General features: G+C 44.3%; 23 protein-coding genes. 14 read left to right on the top strand and 9 right to left on the bottom strand.

Translation table 11 applies throughout. The features are described from left to right. Positions 1-300: 300 nt before the first annotated feature. Positions 301-816 carry an RNA polymerase sigma factor gene (locus tag ACFS25_RS19870; RefSeq protein WP_381504460.1) on the bottom strand — a complete coding sequence of 172 codons (516 nt, stop codon included), beginning with the start codon at positions 814-816 and terminating at the stop codon, positions 301-303. A gap of 350 nt (positions 817-1,166) precedes the next feature. Beyond that, entirely contained in the window at positions 1,167-2,135 is a 969-nt protein-coding gene (locus ACFS25_RS19865) for a KpsF/GutQ family sugar-phosphate isomerase (RefSeq protein ID WP_381504458.1), read from the bottom strand. Between the two features lie 107 nt (positions 2,136-2,242). On the opposite strand from ACFS25_RS19865, the gene recQ reads away from it, so the two are divergent. The 3 genes from recQ to ACFS25_RS19850 all read left to right on the top strand — a co-directional run bounded on the left by recQ (position 2,243) and on the right by ACFS25_RS19850 (position 7,167). Beyond that, positions 2,243-4,453 carry a DNA helicase RecQ gene (recQ, locus tag ACFS25_RS19860; RefSeq protein ID WP_381504457.1) on the top strand — a complete coding sequence of 737 codons (2,211 nt, stop codon included), beginning with the start codon at positions 2,243-2,245 and terminating at the stop codon, positions 4,451-4,453. Positions 4,454-4,583: 130 nt separating this feature from the next. After that, entirely contained in the window at positions 4,584-5,870 is a 1,287-nt protein-coding gene (purD, locus tag ACFS25_RS19855; RefSeq protein WP_381504455.1) for a phosphoribosylamine--glycine ligase, read from the top strand. Positions 5,871-5,970: 100 nt separating this feature from the next. Then, complete coding sequence (locus ACFS25_RS19850; RefSeq protein WP_381504453.1) at positions 5,971-7,167, top strand: PSP1 domain-containing protein; 1,197 nt, start codon at positions 5,971-5,973, stop codon at positions 7,165-7,167. A gap of 69 nt (positions 7,168-7,236) precedes the next feature. Here ACFS25_RS19850 and ACFS25_RS19845 read toward each other — a convergent pair whose 3' ends face one another. After that, positions 7,237-7,596, bottom strand: coding sequence for a BlaI/MecI/CopY family transcriptional regulator (locus ACFS25_RS19845; RefSeq protein ID WP_381504451.1), 360 nt, complete (start codon positions 7,594-7,596; stop codon positions 7,237-7,239). A 110-nt stretch (positions 7,597-7,706) separates the two neighbouring features. On the opposite strand from ACFS25_RS19845, the gene ACFS25_RS19840 reads away from it, so the two are divergent. The 4 genes from ACFS25_RS19840 (at position 7,707) to dnaG (ending at position 13,127) form a co-directional block, all read left to right on the top strand. Continuing rightward, on the top strand, positions 7,707-8,183 hold the full coding sequence (locus ACFS25_RS19840) for a gliding motility lipoprotein GldH (RefSeq protein ID WP_381504450.1): 477 nt from the start codon (positions 7,707-7,709) through the stop codon (positions 8,181-8,183). A gap of 17 nt (positions 8,184-8,200) precedes the next feature. Beyond that, positions 8,201-8,839 carry a phosphatase PAP2 family protein gene (locus ACFS25_RS19835; protein WP_381504448.1) on the top strand — a complete coding sequence of 213 codons (639 nt, stop codon included), beginning with the start codon at positions 8,201-8,203 and terminating at the stop codon, positions 8,837-8,839. A 106-nt stretch (positions 8,840-8,945) separates the two neighbouring features. Further along, on the top strand, positions 8,946-10,838 hold the full coding sequence (locus ACFS25_RS19830; RefSeq protein WP_381504446.1) for an amidophosphoribosyltransferase: 1,893 nt from the start codon (positions 8,946-8,948) through the stop codon (positions 10,836-10,838). Positions 10,839-11,048: 210 nt separating this feature from the next. Next, complete coding sequence (gene dnaG, locus ACFS25_RS19825; protein WP_381504443.1) at positions 11,049-13,127, top strand: DNA primase; 2,079 nt, start codon at positions 11,049-11,051, stop codon at positions 13,125-13,127. Between the two features lie 74 nt (positions 13,128-13,201). On the opposite strand, the gene ACFS25_RS19820 is transcribed toward dnaG, so the two are convergent. After that, positions 13,202-13,585, bottom strand: coding sequence for a hypothetical protein (locus tag ACFS25_RS19820; RefSeq protein ID WP_381504441.1), 384 nt, complete (start codon positions 13,583-13,585; stop codon positions 13,202-13,204). Between the two features lie 229 nt (positions 13,586-13,814). Here ACFS25_RS19820 and ACFS25_RS19815 point away from each other — a divergent pair, with 229 nt between their 5' ends. Next, positions 13,815-14,510, top strand: a complete 696-nt coding sequence (locus ACFS25_RS19815) for a LuxR family transcriptional regulator (protein WP_381504439.1) — start codon at positions 13,815-13,817, stop codon at positions 14,508-14,510. On the opposite strand, the gene ACFS25_RS19810 is transcribed toward ACFS25_RS19815, so the two are convergent. Then, positions 14,494-15,516: a LytTR family DNA-binding domain-containing protein gene (locus ACFS25_RS19810; protein ID WP_381504437.1), complete on the bottom strand. Its 1,023-nt coding sequence runs from the start codon at positions 15,514-15,516 to the stop codon at positions 14,494-14,496. The genes ACFS25_RS19815 and ACFS25_RS19810 overlap by 17 nt on opposite strands. A gap of 190 nt (positions 15,517-15,706) precedes the next feature. Between ACFS25_RS19810 and ACFS25_RS19805 the strand changes: the two genes are divergently transcribed. Both ACFS25_RS19805 and ACFS25_RS19800 read left to right on the top strand, forming a co-directional pair. Next, entirely contained in the window at positions 15,707-15,868 is a 162-nt protein-coding gene (locus tag ACFS25_RS19805) for a hypothetical protein (protein ID WP_381504435.1), read from the top strand. 12 nt (positions 15,869-15,880) lie between these two features. Continuing rightward, entirely contained in the window at positions 15,881-16,996 is a 1,116-nt protein-coding gene (locus ACFS25_RS19800) for a lysophospholipid acyltransferase family protein (RefSeq protein WP_381504433.1), read from the top strand. A gap of 95 nt (positions 16,997-17,091) precedes the next feature. Here ACFS25_RS19800 and ACFS25_RS19795 read toward each other — a convergent pair whose 3' ends face one another. The 3 genes from ACFS25_RS19795 to ACFS25_RS19785 form a co-directional block, all read right to left on the bottom strand. Next, positions 17,092-18,654 carry an Rne/Rng family ribonuclease gene (locus tag ACFS25_RS19795; RefSeq protein ID WP_381504431.1) on the bottom strand — a complete coding sequence of 521 codons (1,563 nt, stop codon included), beginning with the start codon at positions 18,652-18,654 and terminating at the stop codon, positions 17,092-17,094. Positions 18,655-19,042: 388 nt separating this feature from the next. Further along, positions 19,043-19,918 (bottom strand): tetratricopeptide repeat protein, encoded by an 876-nt coding sequence (locus tag ACFS25_RS19790; RefSeq protein ID WP_381504429.1) that lies wholly within the window; start codon positions 19,916-19,918, stop codon positions 19,043-19,045. A 55-nt stretch (positions 19,919-19,973) separates the two neighbouring features. Next, positions 19,974-20,276, bottom strand: a complete 303-nt coding sequence (locus tag ACFS25_RS19785) for an HU family DNA-binding protein (protein ID WP_381504428.1) — start codon at positions 20,274-20,276, stop codon at positions 19,974-19,976. A 138-nt stretch (positions 20,277-20,414) separates the two neighbouring features. Between ACFS25_RS19785 and mutY the strand changes: the two genes are divergently transcribed. The 4 genes from mutY to ACFS25_RS19765 all read left to right on the top strand — a co-directional run bounded on the left by mutY (position 20,415) and on the right by ACFS25_RS19765 (position 24,631). After that, positions 20,415-21,503, top strand: coding sequence for an A/G-specific adenine glycosylase (mutY, locus tag ACFS25_RS19780; protein WP_381504426.1), 1,089 nt, complete (start codon positions 20,415-20,417; stop codon positions 21,501-21,503). Positions 21,504-21,575: 72 nt separating this feature from the next. Continuing rightward, the gene (locus ACFS25_RS19775; protein ID WP_381504424.1) at positions 21,576-22,109 is read left to right on the top strand and encodes a single-stranded DNA-binding protein; all 534 of its coding nucleotides are present in this window, start codon (positions 21,576-21,578) and stop codon (positions 22,107-22,109) included. A gap of 41 nt (positions 22,110-22,150) precedes the next feature. Further along, the gene (gldE, locus tag ACFS25_RS19770; RefSeq protein ID WP_381504422.1) at positions 22,151-23,509 is read left to right on the top strand and encodes a gliding motility-associated protein GldE; all 1,359 of its coding nucleotides are present in this window, start codon (positions 22,151-22,153) and stop codon (positions 23,507-23,509) included. An 87-nt stretch (positions 23,510-23,596) separates the two neighbouring features. Next, a complete protein-coding gene (locus ACFS25_RS19765) occupies positions 23,597-24,631 on the top strand; it encodes a phytanoyl-CoA dioxygenase family protein (RefSeq protein WP_381504420.1) in 1,035 nt (344 codons plus the stop codon). A gap of 33 nt (positions 24,632-24,664) precedes the next feature. On the opposite strand, the gene ACFS25_RS19760 is transcribed toward ACFS25_RS19765, so the two are convergent. Further along, entirely contained in the window at positions 24,665-25,774 is a 1,110-nt protein-coding gene (locus ACFS25_RS19760; protein WP_381504418.1) for an LBF_2804 family protein, read from the bottom strand. Between the last annotated feature and the right edge of the window lie 18 nt (positions 25,775-25,792).

The following is a 25,792-nucleotide window of genomic DNA, read 5'->3' as shown; positions in this document are numbered from 1 at the left end:
GCAATTGATGAAGATATTTGTTTGAGCGAAACTACCTAAAATTTCCACCCTTCGGGCTACATGAACTTTTTATGAAGTTAAAAACTGCTACAAATGGAATTATAGAAAGTGCTTTAGCCGTAAATCGAAAGCAGAGCCTGTGCTTTCGATAAATTTTAAAACAAAAATGTATCGATATGACTTAGTTAAAAATAAAAAGGTTGGGTAGAAATCTACCCAACCTTTCGAACCTTCCTCTTTTTTAACCAAAAACTACTCAATCAATAAATCTTAGACGAAAGACTTTCAAAAAAGTCTCGCTTAAGCGTTAAAATATGCATAAACTTTTAGTTGGCCTTTCAATTCCTTACGGGCAATGTGAATTCTGTTCTTCACCGTACCAATGGGGATGTTTAGTTTTGCTGCTATCTCGTGGTATTTAAAGCCCCGGAAGTGCATCATAAATGGAGTCTTGTAAGTGTCATCTAAGCCATTCACAGCGCGATTGATATCATCCTGTGCAAATGACGAGTATGCCATATTATCAGTACTGCTTTCTATCGAGTTGATATAGTGCAGGTTATCAGTTGTATCGATGAAGGTATTCTTTCGCACCATGCGTTGGTAGTTGGTGATGAATGTATTCTTCATTATGGTGTATAACCAGGCTTTCAGGTTCGTACCGTCTGTATACTTATCGCGATTGGTGAACGCTTTCAGCAATGTATCTTGTAATAAGTCATTTGCATCTTCAACATCTTTTGTCAAACGAAGGGCAAATGGACGTAACGATTTAGACACTTTGCCAATATGGTTAGTAAATTCGAGAGCGGTCATGGCTGTTTAAGTTTTTCTGTTGAATCAGATATATTCATCCAATAGACAAAAACGGAACCAGTCTTTTTTTGAAAGAGAATAACTCTACAACTATTTAGGCTAAGTGTCTGTGATGCATAACCTTAGTGGAAATTAAATTTGGATTATGCTACCTGTACAGTATAAAGTATGAGTGTAGACTGTGGAATATTTCCCCCATTGTGGGGAATCCACACTGTGGATTTTGTTTAACAACTCTTTGAATACATTAAACAGAATTAATCTAAGCATCAGATGCCCTGGCTGGCGGATGCTATGCGGAAGAGGCATTTTAATGCCTTCTGCTGGGTTAAAACGCACTTGTCTGGTGGTTAAACCAGCCCCTCTCGTAGTAAATCGTGTAGATGTATAAAACCCAGTACCCGACGCTCTTCAGTTACGACAAGCTGTGTAACATCTCGTTCCTGCATTAATTGTAAAGCCGCTACAGCGTATTCGTCGGGACCCACACAAACGGGCATGGATGTCATAACATCCTGTGCGTAGAGTTGCCAGAACAAATCATGATCGTAGGCCATTCGCCGGATATCACCGTCTGTTACAATACCAACCAGCAAACCGGCTTCATCCACAACAGCCGTTGCGCCTAATCGATTGGCCGAAATAGTGAAAATTACGTCTTTCACAGAGGTACTGAGCGATACCTGGGGGCACTGATTATGTGGAAAAATATCAGCCACTTTCAAATATAGCTTTTTGCCAAGCGATCCACCAGGATGGTAACGGGCAAAATCCTGCCGCGTAAACCCACGAATTTCCAACAGACTAATAGCCAGCGCATCGCCTAAAGCCAGCGCAACAGTTGTACTTGTAGTAGGAGCCAGATTGAGCGGGTCGGCCTCGTATTCGGCATAGGCGTGAAGAATGTAATCAGCATGTTGAGCCAAGTACGAGTCGCGGGCACTCACAAGTGCAATTAGACAAACGCCCATTCGCTTCAATAAAGGTATCAGCACCTTAATTTCGGCTGTATTACCGCTCTTCGAAATTAGCATTACCACATCATCATTCTGAATCATGCCCAAGTCGCCGTGAATAGCATCGGCTGCATGCATGAACAAGGATGGTGTGCCCGTTGAGTTCATGGTAGCCACGATTTTCTGGCCAATAAGCGCGCTTTTTCCTACACCCGTTACCACCAGTCGACCTGATGTATTTAGTATCGTTTCAACCGTTGCATCGAATTGTTCATCGAGCAAATCAACAGCGTTGCGGATTGCTTCGGCTTCGGCTAACAAAACCGAACGGGCAATAGTCTTGGGATTTTTTATTACTTTCAACGTCAGTTTTGATAATCAGGAATGGTTTGCTGTGTATATTCGCTAACTTTATAAAGCAAAGATAAGGCAAGCATATAGAGTAAAGTAACTTTTGTACGATTTGTAGAATGATGCAGGTTGATCAGTCGGTCAATACGACACTTAAAGAGCGGCTAAAAGAAATTTTTGGGTATAGTCAGTTCCGGGGCGAACAGGAAGCTATTATTCATAGCATTCTGGCAGGTCGAAACACCTTCGTTATCATGCCCACGGGTGCTGGCAAGTCGCTATGTTATCAACTGCCCGCTATTGTGAGCGAGGGTACCGCCGTTGTTATTTCGCCCCTTATTGCCCTGATGAAGAATCAGGTTGATCAACTAAACGCGTTTGGTATTAATGCGCAATTCCTTAATTCGACGCTCTCAAAGGCGGAGATTAATAAGGTTAAAAGGGATACGCTTAACAGCACCCTTAAGTTGCTTTACATTGCGCCCGAGTCGCTGACCAAGGAAGAAAACTTGGATTTTTTAAAGAAAGCGAACATCTCGTTCGTCGCTATCGACGAAGCACACTGTATCTCTGAATGGGGGCATGACTTCCGGCCAGAGTACCGTAAAATTCGGGGTATCGTTGATAATATCGGCAACTTGCCCGTTATAGCACTTACGGCAACAGCTACGCCCAAAGTGCAGCAGGATATTCAGAAGAACCTGCAAATGGAGGATGCAAATTTGTATAAGACATCCTTCAATCGAAAGAATTTATACTACGAGATAAAGCCGAAGGTCGACGCTAAAAAGCAACTCATTAAGTACATAAAACAAAACAAAGGAAAGTCGGGAATCATCTACTGCCTGAGTCGAAAGACGGTTGAAGAAATTGCAGAACTCCTTCGCGTTAATGATGTAAAAGCGTTACCCTACCATGCTGGTTTGGACCCGGTAACACGAATGAACAATCAGGATGCTTTTCTGAACGAAGATGTGGACGTTATCTGCGCCACTATTGCGTTTGGCATGGGTATTGATAAACCTGACGTTCGGTTCGTCATTCACTACGATGCGCCAAAATCGCTCGAAGGTTATTATCAGGAGACAGGCCGGGCCGGACGTGATGGGATGGAAGGCAACTGCCTGATGTTTTACAGCTACGACGATATCGTTAAGCTCGAAAAATTCAATAAAGACAAGCCCGTTACCGAGCGTGACAACGCAAAGCATCTGCTGACCGAAATGGTCTCGTACGCAAATCTTGGTGTGTGTCGTCGTCGGCAGCTACTTGGTTATTTTGGAGAATTTGTGGATAAAGATTGCGGGTTCTGTGATAACTGCCTGAAATCGTCGGAGAAATTTAAAGTGCAACATGAGGTTGTTCTGGCGCTACAAACAGTGCTGCAAACGGACCAACGTTTCGATGTGGCCCACTTAGCCGATGTGTTGACGGCCACTGGTAACCAATATGTGACTAGTTACGAACACGATAAACTCCCCGTATACGGTAAGGGACGGGAGTTCAATGAAGAGTGTCACTATTGGTGCTCGCTTATTAAACAAATTACGATTTATGGCTATCTCGAAAAGGATGTTGATAACTACGGCATTCTAAGACTGTCACAGCGTGGGCTGAATTACATCGAAGATCCATACCCGATCATGTTATCGAAGGATCATGATTATGAGCAACAGGCTATCGATATAAAAGACGACGAAGACAAAGATTCGTCTCCGTCGTCTGGTGGCGTAGCGTATGACGAACAACTGCTGGGACTGATCAAAGCCCTCAGGAAGAAAGTCGCCAAAGAGAAGAACCTGCCGCCCTACGTTATCTTTCAGGAGACATCCATGGAGGAGATGGCGACAACCTACCCCACTACGCGTGAGGAGATGGCGCAAATTAACGGCGTGGGGATGGGTAAGGTCCAAAAATTTGGCCGGCAGTTCATCGACCTTATTACGAAATACGTCGAAGAAAATGAAATAGAGACGGACAAGGACGTAGTTATAAAGTCTACCGTTAATAAATCAAAAGTCAAGATTTTTATTATCCAGCAGATTGACCGGAAGGTTGATTTAGACGAGATTGCTGAGTCGAAGTCGTTGGCAATGGAAGACTTGATGGAGGAAATTGAACATATCTGTTACTCCGGTACGCGACTCAACCTCGATTACTACGTTAATCAGGTAATGGACAAAGACCGACAGGACGAAATTTTCGACTATTTCATGCGGGCCGAAAGCGACAACATCGCGGTGGCTATGCACGAATTTGGGGGCGACGATTTCACCGAGCAAGATCTACGCTTAATGCGTATAAAATTCCTGTCGGAAGTAGCTAACTAAATGATAGATAATGACGGGCTGGCGTTTCAGCGATGAATGATGAACTAGCTTAGGCTAGCTGTTATTTTTCGCTGAAATGCCAGCCCGGCCATAATTCATCATCGCACCGGCGACCCGGTCATTATTTTCTATGAATATACTAATACTAGGATCGGGTGGGCGCGAACACGCCTTTGCCTGGAAGTTAGCGCAAAGTCCATTGTGTACCAAGTTGTTTGTTGCACCGGGTAATGCTGGAACCGCGCAGGTAGCTACCAACTTACCCATTGGCTACAATGATTTTTCGGCAGTTGCCAAAGCCGTTCGAGACCAGGAGATTGACCTTCTGATTGTTGGTCCAGAAGAACCATTAGTGAAAGGCATTGTCGATTTCCTTCGTAAGCAACCTGATTTGTCTAGTTTACGTATTGTCGGACCCGATGCAAATGGTGCGCAATTAGAGGGAAGTAAAGATTTTTCCAAACAATTCATGAACCGCTACGGCATTCCTACGGCTGCGTCGCAAACGTTCACGGCTGAAACGCTTCAGGAAGGGCTTGACTATTTGGGGAAACATTCGTTGCCAGTTGTAATAAAAGCTGATGGACTGGCGGCTGGTAAGGGTGTTATTATTGCCGAAACGCTGATTGATGCACAAACAGCTCTGCGTGAAATGATTGACGGACAAAAGTTTGGCGAAGCAGGAAGTAAAGTTGTAATAGAGCAGTTTTTGCGGGGCGTTGAATTGTCGGTATTCGTTCTAACTGATGGCGTCAACTACAAAATTTTGCCCGAAGCTAAGGACTATAAACGTATTGGCGAAGAAGACACAGGTCCTAATACGGGCGGTATGGGGGCGGTTTCGCCAGTAGTTTTTGCTAGTAAAGCTTTTTTACAGAAAGTTGAGGATAAGGTTGTGAAACCAACATTGGCGGGATTGCAACAGGAAGGTATTAAGTACCAGGGATTTATTTTTATCGGTTTAATGAAGGTAAACGGTGAGCCTTATGTAATCGAATACAACGCGCGCATGGGGGATCCAGAAACCGAAGTTGTACTGCCCCGAATTCAAAGCGATTTTGTTGAATTGATGGCCGCTACTGCTGATGGCGAACTTGACAAAGTTGTGATTCAGGTATCACCCCAAACGGCTGTAACAACGATGCTTGTATCAGGTGGTTATCCCGGTGATTACGAAACCGGTAAAATCATTTCAGAGTTAGGGCGTTTAGAAGATGTAATGGCGTTTCATGCCGGAACGCTGGAAAAAAACGGTCACGTGTTGACCAATGGTGGGCGGGTGCTGGCTATTACGGCTCAGGCCAATTCACTTGAAAACGCCGTCAGGAAGTCGCAGGAAGCGGCCCGGATGGTACAATTTGACGGAAAGCAGTACCGAAAAGATATTGGGGTTGACCTGATTCGGTATTCCGACTAACTGATTTACAGTACACGACCATGCGGGCGATCCCCGTTGTGAATTACGATTTTCGTGATTTTAATTCGTGTACCGTACGTCGTAAATTATATATAAATATATGTCTTGCAAATCATGTGCAACCGGTGGGTGTGGAACCCAAGGTGGCGCATCCGATGGTCAAAAAACGGCCACCACCGGATGTGGGAGCGGAGGGTGTAGCACCGGAGGCTGCAATAAATTGAACTCATTCGACTGGCTAAGTGACATCGCCATGCCAGGCCAACGATACGACGTAATTGAAGTGAAATTTAAGGGTGGACGGAAAGAATATCACCGTAATGTTCACCAGCTCGATCTTACCACCGGCGACTATGTTGTGGTTGAAATGCAATCGGGCTTTCATATAGGGTCGGTCTCGCTGCAAGGCGAGCTAGTGCGATTACAGGTAAAAAAACGAGCTGTCAAGATTACCGATGATACGAAAGTTGTTCATCGAATTGCGACCCCTAAAGATCTTGAACGGCACGAACAAGCTGTTCTACGTGATCTTCCAGCTCTATATCGCTCGCGCGAAATTGCCCGTGAGTTGAAGCTCAATATGAAACTGTCTGACGTCGAATTTCAGTCAGATAGTACAAAAGCAACCTTTTATTATTCGTCGGAAGAGCGTGTTGATTTTCGTGAGTTAATCAAGATGCTGGCGGGTGAATTTAAAGCCCGAATCGAGATGCGGCAGATCAGTCTTCGGCAGGAAGCCGGTCGACTCGGTGGTATCGGATCCTGTGGGCGCGAACTCTGCTGCTCAACATGGCTAACGGATTTTAAAAACATTGCTACCTCGGCGGCTCGGTATCAGAACTTGTCGCTGAATCCGGCGAAACTGTCAGGCCAGTGCGGACGCTTAAAATGTTGCCTGAACTACGAATTAGATACTTACATGGATGCCTTACGTGATATTCCAACGATTGAAAAACCGCTGGAAACGCAGAAAGGACGGGCCTATTTACAGAAGACCGACATTTTCCGTAAACTCATGTGGTTTGGTTATGGAGCCGAAAGTACCTGGTATCCACTGCCTATCATTCGTGTCTTGGAAATTGTTGAGTTGAACAAAAACGGTGTTGTTCCCGAATCGTTTGACGTGTTGACACCAGTGGGCGAAAAGGAGCATGCTACGGCAGCCACTCTCAATAGTGATCTACAGAAGTTGGACGCCAAGTATACTGCCCGGACGCCTGCTAAGAAGAAAAAGAAAAAGTCCAGAGGTCCGGAAGGTAATTCACCAAGGCCTGAACCGAACGATAAAATATCCTGATAACTAACCCCGATCTAACTAGTCGGGGTTAATTTTTGCTGATTCGTCAACTTAATTTTTGCTATCTGCTTACTTTTTCTCGATCATGGCCAGAATCTCCCGAAGTTCATCGGCTGAGATTTTTTCATGCTGAGCAAAGTAACTCACTAAGTTTTTGTATGAATTATCGAAATAATCATCGACTACTTTCTTCAATACAAACTGGTTCTGGTAAGCTTCTTTACTAATAATAGGGTAGTATTCGTGCGTGTTGCCGTAGGCTTTGTGACCAACGTAGCCTTTCTCTTCAAGGTTTCGAACAATGGTCGATACTGTATTATAGTGCAAGGGAGGATTGATAAACTGTGGAACCATATCCTTCACGAAGCCTTGCTCCATTTTCCAGAGTACCTGCATTACCTCCTCTTCTTTAGCGGTTAACTTTTCCATAAAACAAATCTAAACTATTCTTATCGTTTTGTAACTATTCAAGTAGTTTTTTGCCGTTTGAAAAGCCAGCAGTCCCGTCGTAGCTTTGCAGACTATTTCGAGTTAGGTTTATGAGACGATTGGGATTGGTACTATGTATAGCGTTGCTGATCGGCGGCTGCGACACAAATGCAGTTTATAAAGAATATACCGATATCGAGGATGGGAAATGGTACATTAAAAACGCGCCCTCGTTCTCGTTCGAGATCACTGATGCGTCTCAGCCCTACAATATTTATTATAATCTTCGCAACAGCCTGTCTTACGGCTACTTTAATCTTTATTTGACTCGCTATCTACGCGATGCTACCGGTAAGGAAATTGAATCCAGATTGGATGAATTGGTCCTAATGGACCCCAAAACCGGCAAACCCAATGGCGATGGGCTCGGTGATCTCTTTGATCACAAGTTTCTGATAAAGCGTAATTACCACTTTCCTAAGACAGGGAAGTACACCATGCAAATTCGGCAGTATATGCGTCAGGATCCGCTGCTCAACATTATGAGTATAGGCATAACTGTTGAAAAAGCCGCTCCTACCCATTAGTTCGATTATATTTTCTGATGTTACTTGATTTGTTACGTAAAAACCGGTTCTTTTTTGCTCCCTACGCGCTACTATTGGCTGTGGTTGGTATCCTGCAATCGTTTTATACGCAGGAGCAGCTAATGCAGTGGGTTAATAGTCGTAATAGCTCCATTGCCGATATACTTTTCCCATACGTTACTTATATGGGCGATGGGATTTTTTTTGTCGTTATCTGTATACTTCTATCAGTTTATAATTGGCGCATTGGGCTGATGGCTTTGGCAAGTTTCGTCTTATCATCATTAACATCCGAGTTTTTTAAGAAAATTATCTTTCTTGGTTCGCCCCGCCCTCTTAAGTTTTTTGAGCATTCAACCTTCAACTATCATATTGTTGAAGGTTTGGATATTTACAGCTATAACAGTTTTCCATCAGGCCACACCATAACGGCTTTTGCCATGTTCGGCCTTTTGGCATTTTTGGACAACTGGAAGAGTAGAGGCTGGTTTTGGCTGTCACTAAGTGTGTTGACAGGCTACTCACGCGTGTATCTATTTCAACATTTTGTAGAAGATGTTTTCGTTGGCTCCTTGATTGGCACCCTCTCATCGGTCATTATTTTTAGGCTAATGAGCCGTTGGGCTACGAAATCGCACCGTTTAGAGAATAATTAGTTTGTTGTTTTCTCCTATTTTTGTTTGACGCCCTGCCGAACCATTGCCAACGTAGAGCCGTTACCCCATTAGTGATTAAAATCAACGTGTTTCGACAAACTCTCTCGTGAGCGACGCCATCAAACATGAGTGCGGTATTGCCCTAATTAGGCTCCGCAAACCGTACCAATATTATATTGATAAGTACGGGACTGCGCTCTACGGAGCCAACAAACTCTACCTGCTAATGGAAAAGCAGGTTAATCGCGGTCAGGACGGGGCCGGGATTGCCAACATTAAACTCGATGTGCCAGCCGGGCATCGCTACATTAGTCGCTACCGCTCAGTCGATCAGCGACCTGTAACGGACATCTTCGAAAAGGTCAACAAAAAATTTCGCAAGGCACTCAAAGGCAATAAAGACAAGGCCAAAGATGCTAAATGGCTCCAGGAAAACATTGCCTTTACGGGTGAAGTTTGGATGGGTCATTTGCGCTATGGCACCCACGGAGCCAATGAAATCGAAAATTGTCACCCAATGCTTCGGCAGAGCAATTGGCGAAGTCGTAACTTAGTTGTGGCGGGCAATTTCAATATGACAAATGTTGAAGAACTGTTCGATAAACTCGTTTCACTAGGTCAGCATCCGAAGGATAAGGTTGATACCGTAACGGTAATGGAGAAAATCGGCCATTTCTTGGACGAGGAAAATCAACGCGTATTCGAGCGATTCAAGGGCATTTACGAAAACCCCGTTTTATCAGATATTATCGAAGATAACCTCGATATGCAACGTGTTTTGCATCGTTCCTGCCGCGACTTTGACGGGGGCTATGCAATGGTTGGTATGACCGGCTACGGTGCCGCTTTTGTGGCCCGTGATCCTGCTGGTATCCGTCCCGCTTATTACTACGCTGATGACGAAGTTGTGGTCGTTGCGTCGGAAAAACCGGCAATTAAAACCGCTTTCAACGTAGAATACAGTGCTATTCAGGAAGTTAAACCTGGCCATGCACTGATTATTGATAAATATGGTGAGTATGCCGAGCAGGAGTTTGTAAAACCAATCGAGAAGAAATCGTGCAGTTTTGAGCGAATTTATTTCTCTCGCGCTACTGATCCCGATATTTACAACGAACGCAAAACCTTGGGGAAACTGCTCATTCCGCAGATTCTCAAAGAAATTGATTACGACCTTGAGAATACTGTATTCTCTTACATTCCAAACACGGCTGAAACGGCCTTCTTTGGGATGGTGGAAGGTCTGGAGGATTATCTGGCCAAACAGCGTAAAAAAGCCATTATGGATGGCATCCTCTTTGAGGAGGAGCTAGATCGGGTACTTTCATTTCGCCCACGCATCGAGAAACTGGTTGCTAAAGACGTAAAATTGCGGACGTTCATCGCTGATGATTCGCAGCGTGATGATATGGTGTCGCATGTATACGACACTACATTTGAAGTTATAAAAAAAGGCAAGGATAATGTGGTCGTTGTAGACGACTCCATTGTGCGGGGTACAACCCTCGAAAAAAGTATCCTGCGTATGCTGGACCGCTTAGGTCCCAAAAAAATTATTATTGTTTCGTCGGCCCCCCAAATTCGTTTTCCTGACTGTTATGGCATTGACATGTCGAAGTTCAAGGAATTCGTTGGTTTCCGGGCCGCACTCGAACTGCTTCGTGAGCGGGGACTGGAGGAGTTGCTGGACGAAGTTTACGGGCAATGTGTATCGGCTATAGAGTCGGGTAATGCCAGCAAACAGAATTATGTAAAAGCTTTGTTTGAGCCGTTTACGCACGAAGAATTATCCCGAAAAGTAGCTCAGATTGTTACACCCCCCGACTTACAAGCTGAGGTTGCTGTTATATATCAGACAGTCGAAAATCTTCATAAAGCCTGCCCTAACCACTCCGGCGATTGGTATTTTACAGGTAATTATCCAACACCCGGCGGCAACAATGTCGTTAATAAAGCTTTCGTAAATTTTATGGAAGGCAAACTGGTGCGAGCCTATTAAGTATTTTTGTTCTACAAAAGCGAGGAGTGAGACAATGCTAATACCTAGTGTATGAGCATTGTCTCACTCCTCGCTTTTGTATTCTTACTCCTTTTACTACTTACTTATGAGATTACAGTGATGCCGCTTTTTCGGCTTTCATGCATGGGGTAGGCAACGGCCCAACTTTCGCCGTACATTTGATAAATCAAACTAATCTGCATTTGCCTAATGCGTATTCCTGAAGAAACTGTCGAACGAATCCGTCAATCAACCGACATTCTGGAGGTAATAAACGATTTCGTTTCGCTTAAAAAACGGGGTAGTAATTACATTGCCTGCTGCCCGTTCCACAACGAGAAGACACCGTCATTCAACGTCAATCCCACCCGGCAAATTTATAAATGCTTCGGTTGTGGTAAAGCGGGCGATGCCGTGCGCTTTGTGATGGATATTGAGAATATCGGCTACGGTGAGGCTTTGCGCTATCTGGCAAAAAAATACGGTGTTGAAATTGAGGAGCAAGAGCAAACACCGGAAGATTTATTGCGGCAAAATGAACGCGAGAGTTTACTTATTGTGCTAAACTTCGCCAAAACATTTTTTCAGGAAACACTTCAAACGACAGAGGAAGGTAAAAGCATTGGGTTAAGTTATTTCCGGGAGCGAGGTTTCACTAATCCCACAATCGAAGCCTTTGAACTGGGGTACACACTTGATCAGTGGGACGCGCTTTTAAAAGAAGGCCTACGCCGGGGATATAGCCGCGATTTGCTCGAAAAGGCCGGGTTAATTTTGATTAAAGAAGGTACTTCTGGTGTCGATAAAAAAACATTTGATCGATTTAGGGGGCGGGTTATGTTCCCGATTCATAATGTGTCGGGTCGGGTAATTGCCTTCGGGGCCAGAATTCTTAAAACCGACAAGATTCAGTCGGGTAGTGCTCCACCTAAATACCTCAATTCGCCTGAAACGTCCGTTTATCATAAAAGTCAGGTTCTATACGGTATCTTTCAAGCAAAACAGGCTATCAGGCAAGAAGATGTTTGTTACTTGACAGAAGGATATACAGATGTTATTTCGCTACATCAGGCCGGTATTAAAAACGTAGTTGCTTCGTCGGGTACGTCACTTACTACCGAGCAGATAAAGTTGATTTCTCGTTTTACGCCTAATGTTACAATTCTTTACGACGGTGATGCGGCTGGTATCAAAGCCGCCCTCCGTGGTTTGGATATGGTATTGGAGGAGGGCTTGAATCTGAGATTATTACTTTTGCCCGATGGGGAAGACCCTGACAGTTACGTGCATAAAGTCGGGGTTGAAGCGTTCAAGACGTATATTCGAGAAAACGCCAAAGATTTTATTGACTTCAAAGCCAGCCAATGGCTAACTGAAGCAGGTGATAATCCACTTAAGCGCGCTGAGGGCATTTCCGATGTTTGTGCCAGCATTACCAAGATTCCAGACCCACTTAAGCGACAGACGCTCTCTCAACGCGTATCGCAGGTGTTTCACGTTAGCGAGCAATCCGTTATCTCGGAGATAAATCGATTGCTTCGGAAACAGCAGGAACAAAGCAAGAAGGATTCAGAGCGGCAAAATCGGTCTGGTGGTACGTTAAGTAATAAATCAGTTCAGTCGGAACCCTCTATTGATGATATAAATTCACTGCTGGATGGGTTTGGCACTGAGTCACCTGAAGCGGCTTCTTCCGACTCGCCACCTAGCCGTGGCCAAGTCTCTATTATTGATTCTGTAAAGCTCGTCAGAACGCCCCTGTCGTATCAGGAGGAAGAATGTATCCGATTGTTGATAAACTATGGAATTCGCGAACTGGAGCCAGGTATTACGCTCTGCCAGTATGTATTGAGTGAGTTACACGAAATTGAATTTCAAACCTCGCCTTTTGATCTTATTTTAGCCTTATTTCGAGAAGCCTACAGCCAGGGTAATATCCTGACGGCCGGTGATTTTATGAATCGTCGTTCACCTGATGGAATAGAGATTCAGAATCAGGCAATTCATTTGACCACTCCACGTTACGAAATCAGTGATGGCTGGCTGAAGCACGAGATCATTGTACCTTCGGAAGCAGAAATTGGTATTTTAGCTGATGCCGCTTACCGAAACATCTTACGAATAAAAAAGATGCTGGCTGAACAGCGTATGACGACTCTGCAGCAACTTCTGCGTGAGTCGGGTAGCAAAGCGCCCGAAGAGGCTGATCAATTGTTAACAGAGTATATGCACTTCAAACGAATTGACATTGAAATCTCAAGTCTTCTTGGTACAGTAATCTCAGGATAAGGCAATAGATGGGGAAATAAAAAACCCCAGCTTATATAGCTGGGGCTGACCTTTATCATTGGGGAGGGTGAACACTAAGCCTGAGCTACCGTTGTGACGCTAATCAGTTCGGCATCGATTTTTCGGTTCAACTCATCAAGCAAACTAGCATGCGAGTAGAGTTGTCCGGGTTTAGAAAGTTGGGACGACTGGCCATTCTTCTGACCTGACATGTCCAGCAATAAAGTCATCAGAACGTCGCCCATATATTGACGCAATTCTACAAGCCGATTTAAACGTGCCCGGTTTGCTTTTGGCTGCCGGCGGGCCGCAGTCTGTAACGTATTTATAATTCGGTCCAACTTAGCGAAGCGACAATGAAATGCTTCTGTCGCCTGTGCCCATGCTAAAATCACCTTTTGGATTTCCTCTTCTGAGGCTTCGTAGCCGAAAGTTGTTGCTGATTCTTCCTGATTCATGATACGATAGTCAAATATGTGTTTTGCACTTGGATAATCAAAAGTAGACCCGTTTAGGGACTCGAAACAAACCGTTCTGCGTGAAATCACCATTTTTCCGGACGAAATCAACTAAAAAGTTTAGACTAAATGGTTGATTTCATCTGGAGAATTGGTGATTTCATCCACGAGGTGTTACTGAATGGAGATCACCCGTGTTACATTGATCCATCTATACATGTAAACGACCATGAATCAATTGGACAGTGGTGAGGACACCACTAAAAAATTCGCGATTCGTCGCCGGGATTTTTCGATCCTCGTTGCGCAATCAGAGCTATTCAACTGTGAGGTGTTGAGCCAGCTTTTAAAGGAACAAGGCTATAATGTTGTGGGTCGTGCCGTTGAGGTAGAAGATACTCTCCAGCAAATCAGAGTGAAGCGCCCCCAGTGCGTAATATTAGAGTCAGAGATTTCAGGACAGCGCAGTTTTGATATTGTTGAGCAGATGCAACAATCAAATCAACAAACGAAATTTATATTATACACCCGCAATCCCGATATGCGGATGATTTCTAACGCTATGCAAATTGGCTTCTTTGGATTCCTCTATGCAACTGATGGCCTGGAAGAATTATACCGCTGTTTTCAGACCGTTAGTAACGGGGGCTATTACTATAGTAATGGCTTTATGGACCTGCTTAAAAACTTTGGTATGGAGGTGATATCCGATACTACCCGCGACGAACTTAAGCGATTAACCCAGCGTGAGAAAGAAGTGTTACGAATGGTTGCTAATGGACATACCACCAGCGACATCGCCGATCAACTGAATATCAGCTACAGAACTGCCGTAAACCATAAAGCACACATTGTCAAGAAACTGCAGTTGAATGGCTGTCGCCAGTTACCGAGATACGGTATTGCTGTCAAAAACTACTTGTAAGAGACTGTGCTAAAGAGTCGGTGTTAGTATAAGGGCGTTGGTTATTCTGTAGCCACTCTCTGAATTCGTGCATCCGGGCGCGTGGAACAATAATATCATGTCCTTCGGGTGTATTGAGCCGAACAATGTACTTACCATTCTCCCAATATGCATAGTTTAACACAGCCTGTCGGTTGACTATATAATCTCGCTTGATGCGGAAAAACTGCGTAGGGTCTAACTCAGTTTCTAATTCATTCAACGTTTTGCTGATCAGATAGCGCCCTTTTGCTAACTCTGCGTAATAAAATCGCTCTTCGATGGTGAAATAATAAACATCATTAACTGGAAAATCTAATTCGCCAAGTTGATTTTTTCCTTTTAGATAACTTAGGTAAGGCGAAGGTGTGATGGGTTTTGGCAAGAATGTAGCAGACAACGCTAAAGCATCCTGAGCGGCTTTCGCTGCTTCTGCTTCGGCTGCCTCTTGAGCTTCCCGGCGCTGCTTTAAGTAGTCAGAAAGAAGCGAGACATTAATAGCAATGTACCCAATTAAAAGTACTGGAAATAAATACTTGAAATAGGTTGACCAGGTGAACGTGTGAATAATATAGCCCTCCCAGTAATTCTTAAGAGAATAATTGGGGAACTGGTCCAATAAGAAGCGAACTGTTTGGGTGGCAGGATTAAACAAGCCAAAGGCAACTAGTAGAACGGGGAGAAACCGTAGCTGGTACCGGCCAATCGATCGCCAGTTATTTTGAACAGCTGTTATGGTAAGCCATTTATGGAATTGATTGACCAGCCCAATAGTAATAGTGATGGTAAAGAGTTCTGGAATAACCATTGAGCGAAACAGTAGACCAGTATAGTGTAAAAAGCCGCCTGCCCGCTGCATTTTATAAGACTTAATATCATAGCCGATTGACCAGGAAACAGCCTCAATCAGCACCGTAATACTCAACAGTATGAGTACACTGTTGAGTGGTTTGCTCAGGAAGCCCCGCGTGAGTCGAATTTCCTTCATACTGCGTTCTTATTCAAAACTTCTACTAAGATAGTGGTAATATTTGACTAATTACAACAAGGTAATTGTGACTTTTTCATGATTGATGCCCCTTGTGATAGGCGGTAGCTTTGTATCATCAAAAGGCAGTGCAAATGTGCTGACCAACAAATAACAACAGCTACCAAACTTTCAAATCAAACGTATTATCATGAAAAAGCAATTCGCCATCAAACCCGTTCAAGTTCTGAAATCTATTGCTCAGCAAGCTGCAAAAAAAGAATCAATCAATTTTTTTAATTTTTTGTTAGAGGATGGTAAAAGCCCTTGCTGCTACGATTGGGACCTTACCCGGATGGTAGCCACTCGCTAAACTGCTTGTTCCATGCCAACCGCAAAGCAACTGTACAAACAAGAGCTCGATCACTGCCGTGACCACTTCGAGCGGGTAGATCTACTAAAAGAACGGGGGTACTTGATGAAGTTTACTACTTTCTCTGCCACTGTCGAAAATTTCCTGCCTACTATATCCCGTCAGAAACATGCAACAATGTTTAGGGAGTTATTGTTGCAGCAGATTTTTACATCGTTCGATCAGAAATGCCTGACTGCTGGTGATTTAGTTAAACTTCGCGGAGCGTCCCAACTTCTTAAGAAGTCCGATACGCCCAAGATTTATTGTACTTATCACCTCGGTTCGTATCGACTTTTGACCAGTGTACTTTTTCGCCAAGGTATAGATTGTGTTCTACTAGTTGGTAGTAACATGAATCGAACTCAGGGCGATGGCATGGCAGAACATATTGAGGGCTTGCGCAAAAAACATGGACTAACGAATGTTTTTCGCGTGGTTGAAGCTGGTAGCCCATCGGCAGGACTGACAGTTCTGCGAGAGTTAAAGGCGGGCCGTTCGTTGATTGTCTTTGTTGATGGCAGTGCTGAAACAGCACCCGAAGCAGGTGAAGAGACGCAGTTTTTATCGGTCCGTCTTGGTAATAGGCGTGTTTTGACGCGCAAAGGGGTCGGGTACTTATCTCATGCGACCGGTATACCGATTGTGCCCGTCGTGAGTTACCGCGAACCGGATATGACAAACATATTGCATTGTCTGAAGCCAATCCGGCCCATTGTTCGAAGTGATCGGGAGATTTATTGTCAGGAGGCCATGCAGCAACTTTATGATGAATTTTGGCCATTTCTAATTCGATATCCTGAACAGTGGGAAGGATGGAATTATATACATTCATTCTTAGAGCCTCAAACGCATACAGATAGTAGTGCAAGAAAGGACGTTTTGCGGCCAGCCTTCAATGAAGCAAGATATTCGTTATGTGATCTTCAACAGGCGCCCATTCTTTTTGATCGTCAACTCTACCAAACGTATGAGATTACTGAAGACTTACGTGATCTTTTACTAAACATAAACACGGTGGAGTCAGTTGAAGACATAGTTGGTCAGGAAGTTTTTGGAGAATTAATAGATATGGAGGTCCTTCATTGATTAAATTTAGATAGCTTTATAAGCCAAGAGCCCGAATCAAGATTTTGATTCGGGCTCTTGGCTTACAGTAAACGTAGTAAAATTTTACCACTCACCTAAACATTGCTACTTACTTCAATTTCTTCACCAGACTTATTAAAGAATTTGAAATTAACAATACCTAACGAGGTGTCTTTCACAAGCTTGACCCATGTTGTATACTTCATATACCATTGCACTTGTTTGGAATAAATGCCTTTGGTATAATAAGCGTATAGGAATGGATTCATAGAAATGGAAATGCCGCGTTCATTCTGCTTGGTTAGAATGTAATCGAGATTATTTTCGATGATATCTGTTACCAGGACGCTGGCCTGAATTGTACCTGTACCACCACAAGTTGGGCAAACTTCGCGGGTAACGATATTCATTTCGGGCCGGACACGCTGGCGCGTAATCTGCATTAGACCAAACTTCGTCAGGGGAAGAATTGTAAATTTCGACCGTTCGGGTTTCATTTCATCGCGCATGATATCTTGAAGCAGCTTTTTGTTGTCTGCTTTCTTCATGTCAATAAAATCTACGACGATAATACCACCCATGTCACGCAACCGAAGCTGGCGGGCTATCTCTTTAGCTGCCTCACGATTAACACTAACTGCGGTTGCCTCCTGGTCTTCTTCAGAGTTTGATTTATTGCCGCTGTTTACGTCAATAACGTGCAACGCTTCGGTGTGTTCAATAATCAGATAACCACCGCCTGGCAAGCTTACCGACCGACCAAATAAGGATTTAAGTTGCTTTTCGAGCCCTAATGCTTCAAAAACTTTTGTTTTCCCAGTATGAAGTTTAAGGATTTTTTCTTTGTCGGGGGCGATTGTGTGGATATAATCTCTGATTTCGTCAAACGACTCACGGGTATCAACGGTGATGCTCTCAAAAGATTCATTGAGCATATCCCGCAGAATGGAGGAGGCACGGTTCATTTCGCCCAGCACCCTGTCGCGGGGCTTGGCATCAGCGAGGGATTTTATAGCCTGGTCCCACTTAGCAAGTGAATTTTGCAGATCGCGGTCGAGTTCTTCAACATCTTTGTCCTGGGCAACAGTCCGGACAATAACGCCAAAGTTTTTTGGTTTCAGCGACGACATCAGCCGTATCAGCCGTGACCGCTCGCCACGGTCGATAATTTTTTTAGATAGGTTAACCCCATCCGAAAACGGTACGAGGACTAAATAGCGCCCCGCAATAGAAATGTCGCAGGAAAGGCGTGGACCTTTTGTTGAGATAGGTTCTTTAACTACCTGAACCAGAATGGGAGCATTTTTCGTCAGTACCTTATCGATTTTCCCGATTTTGTCGATAACTGGCTCCAACTGGTTATCGTTGAGCCGTCCGGTACTGACGCGCTTGGCAATTATGTCCTTAACAAGCTTATTGAGCGAATTAATATTCGGCCCTAAGTCTTGATAGTGCAAAAAACCATCTTTTTCATGGCCAACATCCACAAAAGCAGCGTTAAGGCCTGATGATAGTTTCTTGACTGTTCCTAAGTATAGATCGCCAACGGTGAAGCTGCTGTCTAACTCTTCTTCGTGATACTCCAGCAATCTCTTGTTTTGCAAGAGTGCGATCCGATCACCTTTCTGAGTCGAACTGATAACTAATTCATTACTCACAAGATGAATATACGGTTAGAATGGCTATATAAAAAGAAAGAAGCCACGTTCGGACTTTACAGACCGGCCGAGGCTTCCAAAACGAGTAGACAGTAGGCAATTGTCAGCGGATAGTTATCAGTTAACTACTGACTGTCAACTACCTACCGCTTACTATTTCTTCTTGTGCCGATTTTTTCTGAGCCGTTTCTTCCGCTTGTGAGTGGCAATCTTGTGCCGTTTCCGTTTCTTACCGCAAGGCATAGTTAAACAGTGTTTAATGATTGTAAATACGTGTCGGCCGACCACTCGATCAAGCCCTTGAAATCAATGTGCCGCAGGGACGGTTAGCTTCGAATGAAAATGAATAATAGATACTATATAGTCTACATTATTCTGTGCACATCCATTATTTTAGCCGCTCCTCGTACTCGCGCACGGCAGCTAGAATTTGCGGGTCTTTCTCCTGCTTCTTTACTTGGACAAATACCTGTTTCGCTTCCGCTTTCTGACCAGCTTCGGCTAAACTAACGCCCAGATAAAACTGTGCTTTCCGACTAGTCGGGTTATTCACCAGAATTTGCCGGAATCGCTCAATAGCTCGCCCATACTGATTCGACCGCATGGACAGCAAACCTAAATTAAAAAGAGCTAGCTCGTTAGTTGGTTCCTGTTTTAATACCTCACGCAACAGCATAATTCCCTGCATCGGCGTATCGGTATTAACATAAGTCATAGCCATATTAGCTTTAGCTGCCAATAGGTTCGGGTTTTTGGCCAGAGCCTGTTGATAAAATTGGCGAGTTTTCTGGCCCAATATAGCTACCTTCTTCTCATCTACTGCAAATGTGTACGCTTCGAAATGCTCGTCTCCTGCCCGTAACAAATTTCGCTCGTCAGGTTGAGCCAATGCCAATACCTCCGCGTAGTGAGCCGCGCTGTCGTAGCGCGTCGCGTCGCGGAAGATTGCGATTAGTTTTTCCCCAATAGCTTCTCTTCGAGTAGAGTTTGCTTTAGCAAATTCCGTTTCCAGTGTTAATATTTGCAGCTGTTGCTCCGCAGAAACGGGCTTCTCATGGATTGCCGAGCGATCGGTCCCATCTCTACTTGCTGCTACGTTAAGTGAATCAGCACCAGATTGGGTAGGCGTTTGCATCGTGTGTCCTCCCGGAGTAGATGCACTAAGCCGTTTGTCCTCATTGCGTACAACCACCTTCGGACGAGTATATAACCCAACCGTTAGGGCCGAAGCCAGAATGATAACAAACAACACAGATTTATTCATATGGGATAATCATCACGATGCAAACGTCCAGTCCTGTTCTTTTCAGACAACAGTCTTACTCAGCTGTTGCCTTAGCCTTGTCGCTGGTTTTCACCTGTTCAACAAATACTTTAGCGGGTTTAAAACTCGGAATAAAATGCTCGTCAATTACCATAGCGGTATTTTTGGAGATATTCCGGGCTACTTTCTTGGCTCTTTTTTTATTGATGAAGCTGCCGAACCCTCTTACATAAATGTTCTCTCCCTCGGCCAGCGAGTCCTTAACTACTGAAAAAAAGGTTTCCAGTGTGTTTGTTACTTCTGCCTTGTCAATTCCGGTTTTATCGGAGATCTCGGCAATTACATCTGCTTTCGTCACGACTTTTAAACTTTAACGTTTACTGTATTGTTGAAAATTGGGGTCTCAAAAATGGGAGCACAAAGGTAGGGGTTTCCCATAAATTATAAAACCCTCTACTTCCTTTTTCATGCTAACGACGCTTTTTTTATTTTTATTTTGAATTGGCAATCAGACTCTAACAGTATCGAAACGCAATTTGCTCCTATACTCGAACGGTGGTATGAGCATAATAAACGTGACTTGCCCTGGCGCCATACCCTCGATCCTTACTGTATTTGGTTGTCAGAAATAATTCTTCAGCAAACCCGGGTAGCACAGGGAAAACCGTATTACGAACGGTTTGTCGATGCTTACCCGACCGTGACCGATATGGCCCGTGCCGATGAACGTGAACTGCTTCGCCTTTGGCAAGGGCTTGGCTATTATTCCCGCGCCCGTAACCTTCATCAGACTGCTCGCTATGTAACCGATAAACTGGCCGGTAAGTTTCCGGATACATATCAGGACTTATTGAAAATGAAGGGTATAGGTACTTATACGGCTGCGGCAATTGCTTCTTTTGCGTTTGGCGAACGGGTCCCCGTTGTTGATGGAAACGTATATCGGGTACTGGCACGGGTGTTTGGCATTGAGGAAGATATCACCACCAATACGGCTAAAAAAACATTTGCAGCTTTGGCTAAGCAGTTGATTCAATCAGCTAACGATCCCGCTACTTATAACCAGGCAATTATGGAGTTTGGAGCCATTCATTGCACTCCCACTTCTCCCGACTGCCTCTTGTGTCCAGTTCAGCAACAATGTGTAGCCTATCTAACTGGTCGTCAGAACCGTTTACCCGTTAAGTCGAAAAAGGGTCCGGTGCGCGAACGATTCTTCAATTACCTTATTTTCCAGCGAGATGGACGCCTGGCTCTTCGCGAAAGGACTGCTCGTGATATTTGGCAAAACCTGTATGATTTTTGCCTGCTGGAAACCGATGAGCCCAAAACTGCGTTACGTGATTTACTGTTACCTGAGCCGGTTAATGATGTCTTAAAACAAGGTACATTAGTTGGCCAGCCAATTGAGTCAGTTCAGCTACTGTCACACCAGCGGATACGGGCTCAATTTTATCTGATTGACTTGCCAATGGATGCCATTAATATCCTGCCTATTGAGTTACAGTGGTATCTACCGGAGGAAATTAGCAGCCTTCCCAAGCCGGTTTTGATTACAAACTATCTAGACAAGTATTTTGGATAAGTCGGTATATTTCAGTATCTTTAGTCTTCTTAAATACTTCCCATTTCAGTAAAAACCAACAAAGAAAAGAGCATGGCAAGCCTTAATAAAATGACAATAATCGGTAATTTGGGTGCCGATCCTGAAGTACGCTACCTGGATGGTGGTGCTGTAGTCGCAACATTTAATGTGGCAACTACCGAAAAATATACGAACCGAAATGGCGAAAAAGTAGAGCAGACAGAATGGTTCCGGGTTGAACTATGGAACGAACAGGCTAAAGTCGCCGAAAAATATTTGAAGAAAGGTAATTCTGTTTATGTTGAAGGCCGTTTACGGACGGAGTTATGGACAGATAAGGAAGGTAAAGAGCGGACTTCATTACGTGTGCGTGCCAACACAATGCAGTTATTGGGAAGCCCAATTAGCGACCGTCCAGACGATGCCTCTTACGAAGCTCCGCGGCAGCAGACGGCTCCAGCCCAACCTGCCAGTGTGCCTGAACGCCAGCAACCAGTAACGCAGGCGGCTCAGGCTCCGCGTCAACAGGCTGCACCAGACCGTCGTCGGGAGCCGGAACCAGTACCGTTTGAGAGCAACAGTAGTGACGACGATTTGCCGTTCTAATCTATGCAGAACGCTCAATTGTTGAACGAGATTTAATATACATGGACCTTAGTGATCCTCTTCCTCGACGGGTGTTCCTAGCTACAGACGGCTGGGGCACCTATTTTGATTTATATGGTCTTTATACGGCCCTTATTTTAGTGTTGCTCCTGTTGGCCAGTTTAGTGTCGGCTTCCGAAGCAGCATTCTTCTCTCTCTCTCCTGATGATCGTGCCCACTGCCGGGATAGCAATTTGGCAGACGACCAGCGTATTGCAATGCTGTTAGAGCGCCCCAAGCGACTTCTGGCTTCGTTGGTGATATTCAATAACTTATTGAACATTGCCATCGTCGTTATTGTAACTTACCTAACGTGGGAGATATCTCAGGCATCACAAGGGTTGGGGTGGGTATTGCCCGTTGTAACGCTGGTAACGACGATTGCTATTGTACTTTTTGGCGAAATAGTGCCGAAAGTTTATGCTAGTCAGAACAATCTGATGGTAGCTCGCAAAACAGCCTCACTGGCACAAATTGGTTTGACTATATTTCGCCCGTTGGCGATGGTATTGGTTAACTTAAGCAATCAGGTCGACAGTCGTATTCAGCGGAAAGGGTATAAACTATCTGTTGAGGAACTAAGCCAGGCGGTTGAACTGACGGGTACAAATGCAACCGTCGAAGAAAAAGAAATTCTTAAGGGCATTGTCAACTTTAGTAATCTAACCGCTCGTCAGGTGATGCGGGCGCGATTAGATATTTCGGCGGTAGAAGATGATTTGACATTCAGCGAATTACTGGCTCAGATCAATGCATCTGGATACTCGCGGGTGCCCGTCTACCATGAGTCATTGGACCAGATTGAAGGCGTTCTGTACATAAAGGATTTGCTACCTCATATTCACCAGGAGGATTCATTTCGCTGGCAATCATTACTGCGCCCCGCTTTTTTCATTCCTGAAAACAAGAAGGTGGATGATCTGTTACAGGATTTTCAAAAACGGCGTGTCCATATGGCTATCGTAGTAGATGAATATGGAGGAACGCGCGGTTTAGTGACACTGGAGGATATTATCGAAGAAATTTTCGGTGATATCAATGACGAATTTGATGACGAAACCCCCGTTGGCTATCGGCGCGAAGACGAACAGACTGTTGTATTTGAGGGTAAGATGCCAATTACGGACGTATGCCGAATTTTGAATGTGGATGCAACGACATTTGAAGCTGTGCAGGGTGATAGTGAATCATTAGGAGGTTTGCTGCTTGAACTGTTCAGTCGGTTGCCGAGACCTGGTGAAGAAGTAATTTATGCCGGTTTTATATTTCATGTTTTGTTAGCCGATGATAAACGGATCAATGAGGTACGCGTCAGAAAGAGTGATTCTGTAGAGCAGTTACAAGTGGGACTATCTACTTGATGTATAGTTTATTAAGCGGTAAGTAGCCATAGTTAAAGGGTAAATAATTTTTGGTAGTTTTAAGCCAAAATTATCTGCACTGACTATATGGCTGGTTTACTTAATAAATTAAAGTTGGTTGCCAAACAGACGTTCATGCCCGAACGCAAAGCAGAACCTGTTACGGAATTTGCATACGATACGTTGCCGTGGATTGATAAAAAGGATGCTGATGTTGAATCGTTCGTTCAACACTATCCAGCTGCTAAAAATCTGCCTTACGACTTGGCAGAAAAAATGAAGTTTTGGCGCGAAAATGGGTATGTTATTCTGGATCAAGTCATTCAGACCGCCTGGCTTGATCAACTTTGGCGCGAAATCGAAGAATTAATTGAGCACCATGAAGAGTACCAAACGCTGGTGCGTATTGACCTCCCCGAGTACCAATCAAAGCCAGTTCAGCCCGTAAAAGATATACCCGAGTCCGTTTTGAATGGACCTTATATAAAATTCAACGATTTCCACGATAACTCGGTGATTGGCAAGAAAATCATGCTTCACAAGAATATTGTGGCTTTTTTAGAAGCTGTATTTGGTGATAAGGTAATTGGCATGCAGAGCCTATTATTTAAATATGGCAGCCAGCAATCGACACACCAGGATTTTGCCTACGTCGTATCCGAAATTCCCAGTCATTTGGCAGCCGCCTGGATAGCGCTCGAAGATGTACACATTGACTCAGGACCATTGTTTTACTACCCTGGTTCGCATACAATTGGCAAGTTCAACTTCGGAAACGGTATATTTTTTAACAACAAATCGACTCTGGATCCGAACGATTTTGCGAAGTATCTCGACGAAACCTGTCAGAAAGCGGGATTGCAGAAAGAAACGCTGCTTATCAAAAAAGGAGACGTATTGATTTGGCATGCAGCGCTAGCGCATGGTGGCGACGAAATTCGCAATTTATCCCTGACACGAAAGTCCTTTGTGTGCCATTATTCATCCGACAAGGCTTATCGACACCATCGCCAGAATCCAAACGTTGACCCCATACGACGAACAATAAACGGTGCCGACGTATTTGTTAACCCGCACATGCCCGATCAGGAAGATATCTTTACAGAAGGGAAAAAAATGTAAAAAACCATTGGGAATAGAAGTGAGTATATATAATCAAACCCACAATCCGTGCCCTTGATTATACTCACGTCCAATTCGTCGGATTTCACTAGCGGAGTAAGTGAGAAATCCATTTTTACGCAATTTACGCAGCTGACTTCCTTCTCGTAGCGATATATTTCCATCGACAAGAACACCAAAAACAATGAGTCGTTCGAGGCTATGACGCATGGCAACAGGCACTTTTGCCGCCTGCTCTAGAAAGTTGCCGGTTAATGGGCTATCGGCCCGCAGGTCGAAACGGTCTACAAGTGTTTCGGTTAACAGAAAATGGGCATAATTGTACTGACGTTTCAAAATAGCAACGTATTGCAGGGCTTCCAGAATTAACGGAAGAAATTGGTCGTTCTTACCCCATTCTTCATGCAGTTCATTCACAAATTCGCGAATAGTTGTAGGAGCCATGACCCGTATTTGAGCTTCATGAAGCACCTGCCACGAAGCCCAGGCATTCCAAAAGGCATAAAAAGGCATACTAGCCAAGTTACTGACTTGGCGTAGTGCAGAGCTTCCCAAAAACCTCTTTAACAATAAATTTATTGCTAAATTACTCAGGGCCGCTTTGACTACATTTAGCAAAAAGAAAACCGGTAAGCCCCAACGTGGCATGTCCAGGTATGGGTCGATTCCAAGACGAAAAACTCCCCCGTTTGTTTTTTTGAGAGCTGCATTAGCCAATAACTGTACGTGCCGGTCATATTGAGCATCGTGAGCACTAGGAAATTGGCAAATGTGCATAATCGCATTCACCCCTCGCAGGTTCAGAATAATCAATATTTTGACTTCAAGATAAACCAGAAGTAATCCATAAAAAGTTGTAACTAGGGGAAGTTCATACACCGTGTTGAAGACCCTGATATCCGTATTCATAAATAAATACGGCCACATGTATTGAGGCCAGTAAAGAAAGAAAACCCCAATAATACCGAGTAATACTGCCATTGTCAGGGTGACTATTTTCGTCCTTCGAATCACGCGACTTTCTAGCGGATTCAGCACATACGGTTCATCGGCTGGGTGTGGCGTATCAAGGGACTGCCGCAGGTAGCGCAGTGCCAGGTGGTCGAATGGACCGGTGCCATTATTAGGTGGGCGAGTGGACATTAGCGTAATGTTAACAGT

The organism is Spirosoma flavum, from assembly GCF_042686045.1.
Lineage (GTDB): Bacteria > Bacteroidota > Bacteroidia > Cytophagales > Spirosomataceae > Spirosoma > Spirosoma flavum.
Note: the sequence above shows the minus strand (reverse complement) of the source record. Positions and strands in the feature narration are given on the sequence as shown.

Bases quoted from the DNA above. Each gene is read 5' to 3' on its own strand.
- ACFS25_RS19870 (WP_381504460.1), bottom strand. From the start codon at position 816: ATGACCGCTCTCGAATTTACTAACCATATTGGCAAAGTGTCTAAATCG.
- recQ (WP_381504457.1), top strand. From the start codon at position 2,243: ATGATGCAGGTTGATCAGTCGGTCAATACGACACTTAAAGAGCGGCTA.
- purD (WP_381504455.1), top strand. From the start codon at position 4,584: ATGAATATACTAATACTAGGATCGGGTGGGCGCGAACACGCCTTTGCC.
- ACFS25_RS19850 (WP_381504453.1), top strand. From the start codon at position 5,971: ATGTCTTGCAAATCATGTGCAACCGGTGGGTGTGGAACCCAAGGTGGC.
- ACFS25_RS19845 (WP_381504451.1), bottom strand. From the start codon at position 7,596: ATGGAAAAGTTAACCGCTAAAGAAGAGGAGGTAATGCAGGTACTCTGG.
- ACFS25_RS19840 (WP_381504450.1), top strand. From the start codon at position 7,707: ATGAGACGATTGGGATTGGTACTATGTATAGCGTTGCTGATCGGCGGC.
- ACFS25_RS19835 (WP_381504448.1), top strand. From the start codon at position 8,201: ATGTTACTTGATTTGTTACGTAAAAACCGGTTCTTTTTTGCTCCCTAC.
- dnaG (WP_381504443.1), top strand. From the start codon at position 11,049: ATGCGTATTCCTGAAGAAACTGTCGAACGAATCCGTCAATCAACCGAC.
- ACFS25_RS19820 (WP_381504441.1), bottom strand. From the start codon at position 13,585: ATGAATCAGGAAGAATCAGCAACAACTTTCGGCTACGAAGCCTCAGAA.
- ACFS25_RS19815 (WP_381504439.1), top strand. From the start codon at position 13,815: ATGAATCAATTGGACAGTGGTGAGGACACCACTAAAAAATTCGCGATT.
- ACFS25_RS19810 (WP_381504437.1), bottom strand. From the start codon at position 15,516: ATGAAGGAAATTCGACTCACGCGGGGCTTCCTGAGCAAACCACTCAAC.
- ACFS25_RS19805 (WP_381504435.1), top strand. From the start codon at position 15,707: ATGAAAAAGCAATTCGCCATCAAACCCGTTCAAGTTCTGAAATCTATT.
- ACFS25_RS19800 (WP_381504433.1), top strand. From the start codon at position 15,881: ATGCCAACCGCAAAGCAACTGTACAAACAAGAGCTCGATCACTGCCGT.
- ACFS25_RS19790 (WP_381504429.1), bottom strand. From the start codon at position 19,918: ATGAATAAATCTGTGTTGTTTGTTATCATTCTGGCTTCGGCCCTAACG.
- ACFS25_RS19775 (WP_381504424.1), top strand. From the start codon at position 21,576: ATGGCAAGCCTTAATAAAATGACAATAATCGGTAATTTGGGTGCCGAT.
- gldE (WP_381504422.1), top strand. From the start codon at position 22,151: ATGGACCTTAGTGATCCTCTTCCTCGACGGGTGTTCCTAGCTACAGAC.
- ACFS25_RS19765 (WP_381504420.1), top strand. From the start codon at position 23,597: ATGGCTGGTTTACTTAATAAATTAAAGTTGGTTGCCAAACAGACGTTC.
- ACFS25_RS19760 (WP_381504418.1), bottom strand. From the start codon at position 25,774: ATGTCCACTCGCCCACCTAATAATGGCACCGGTCCATTCGACCACCTG.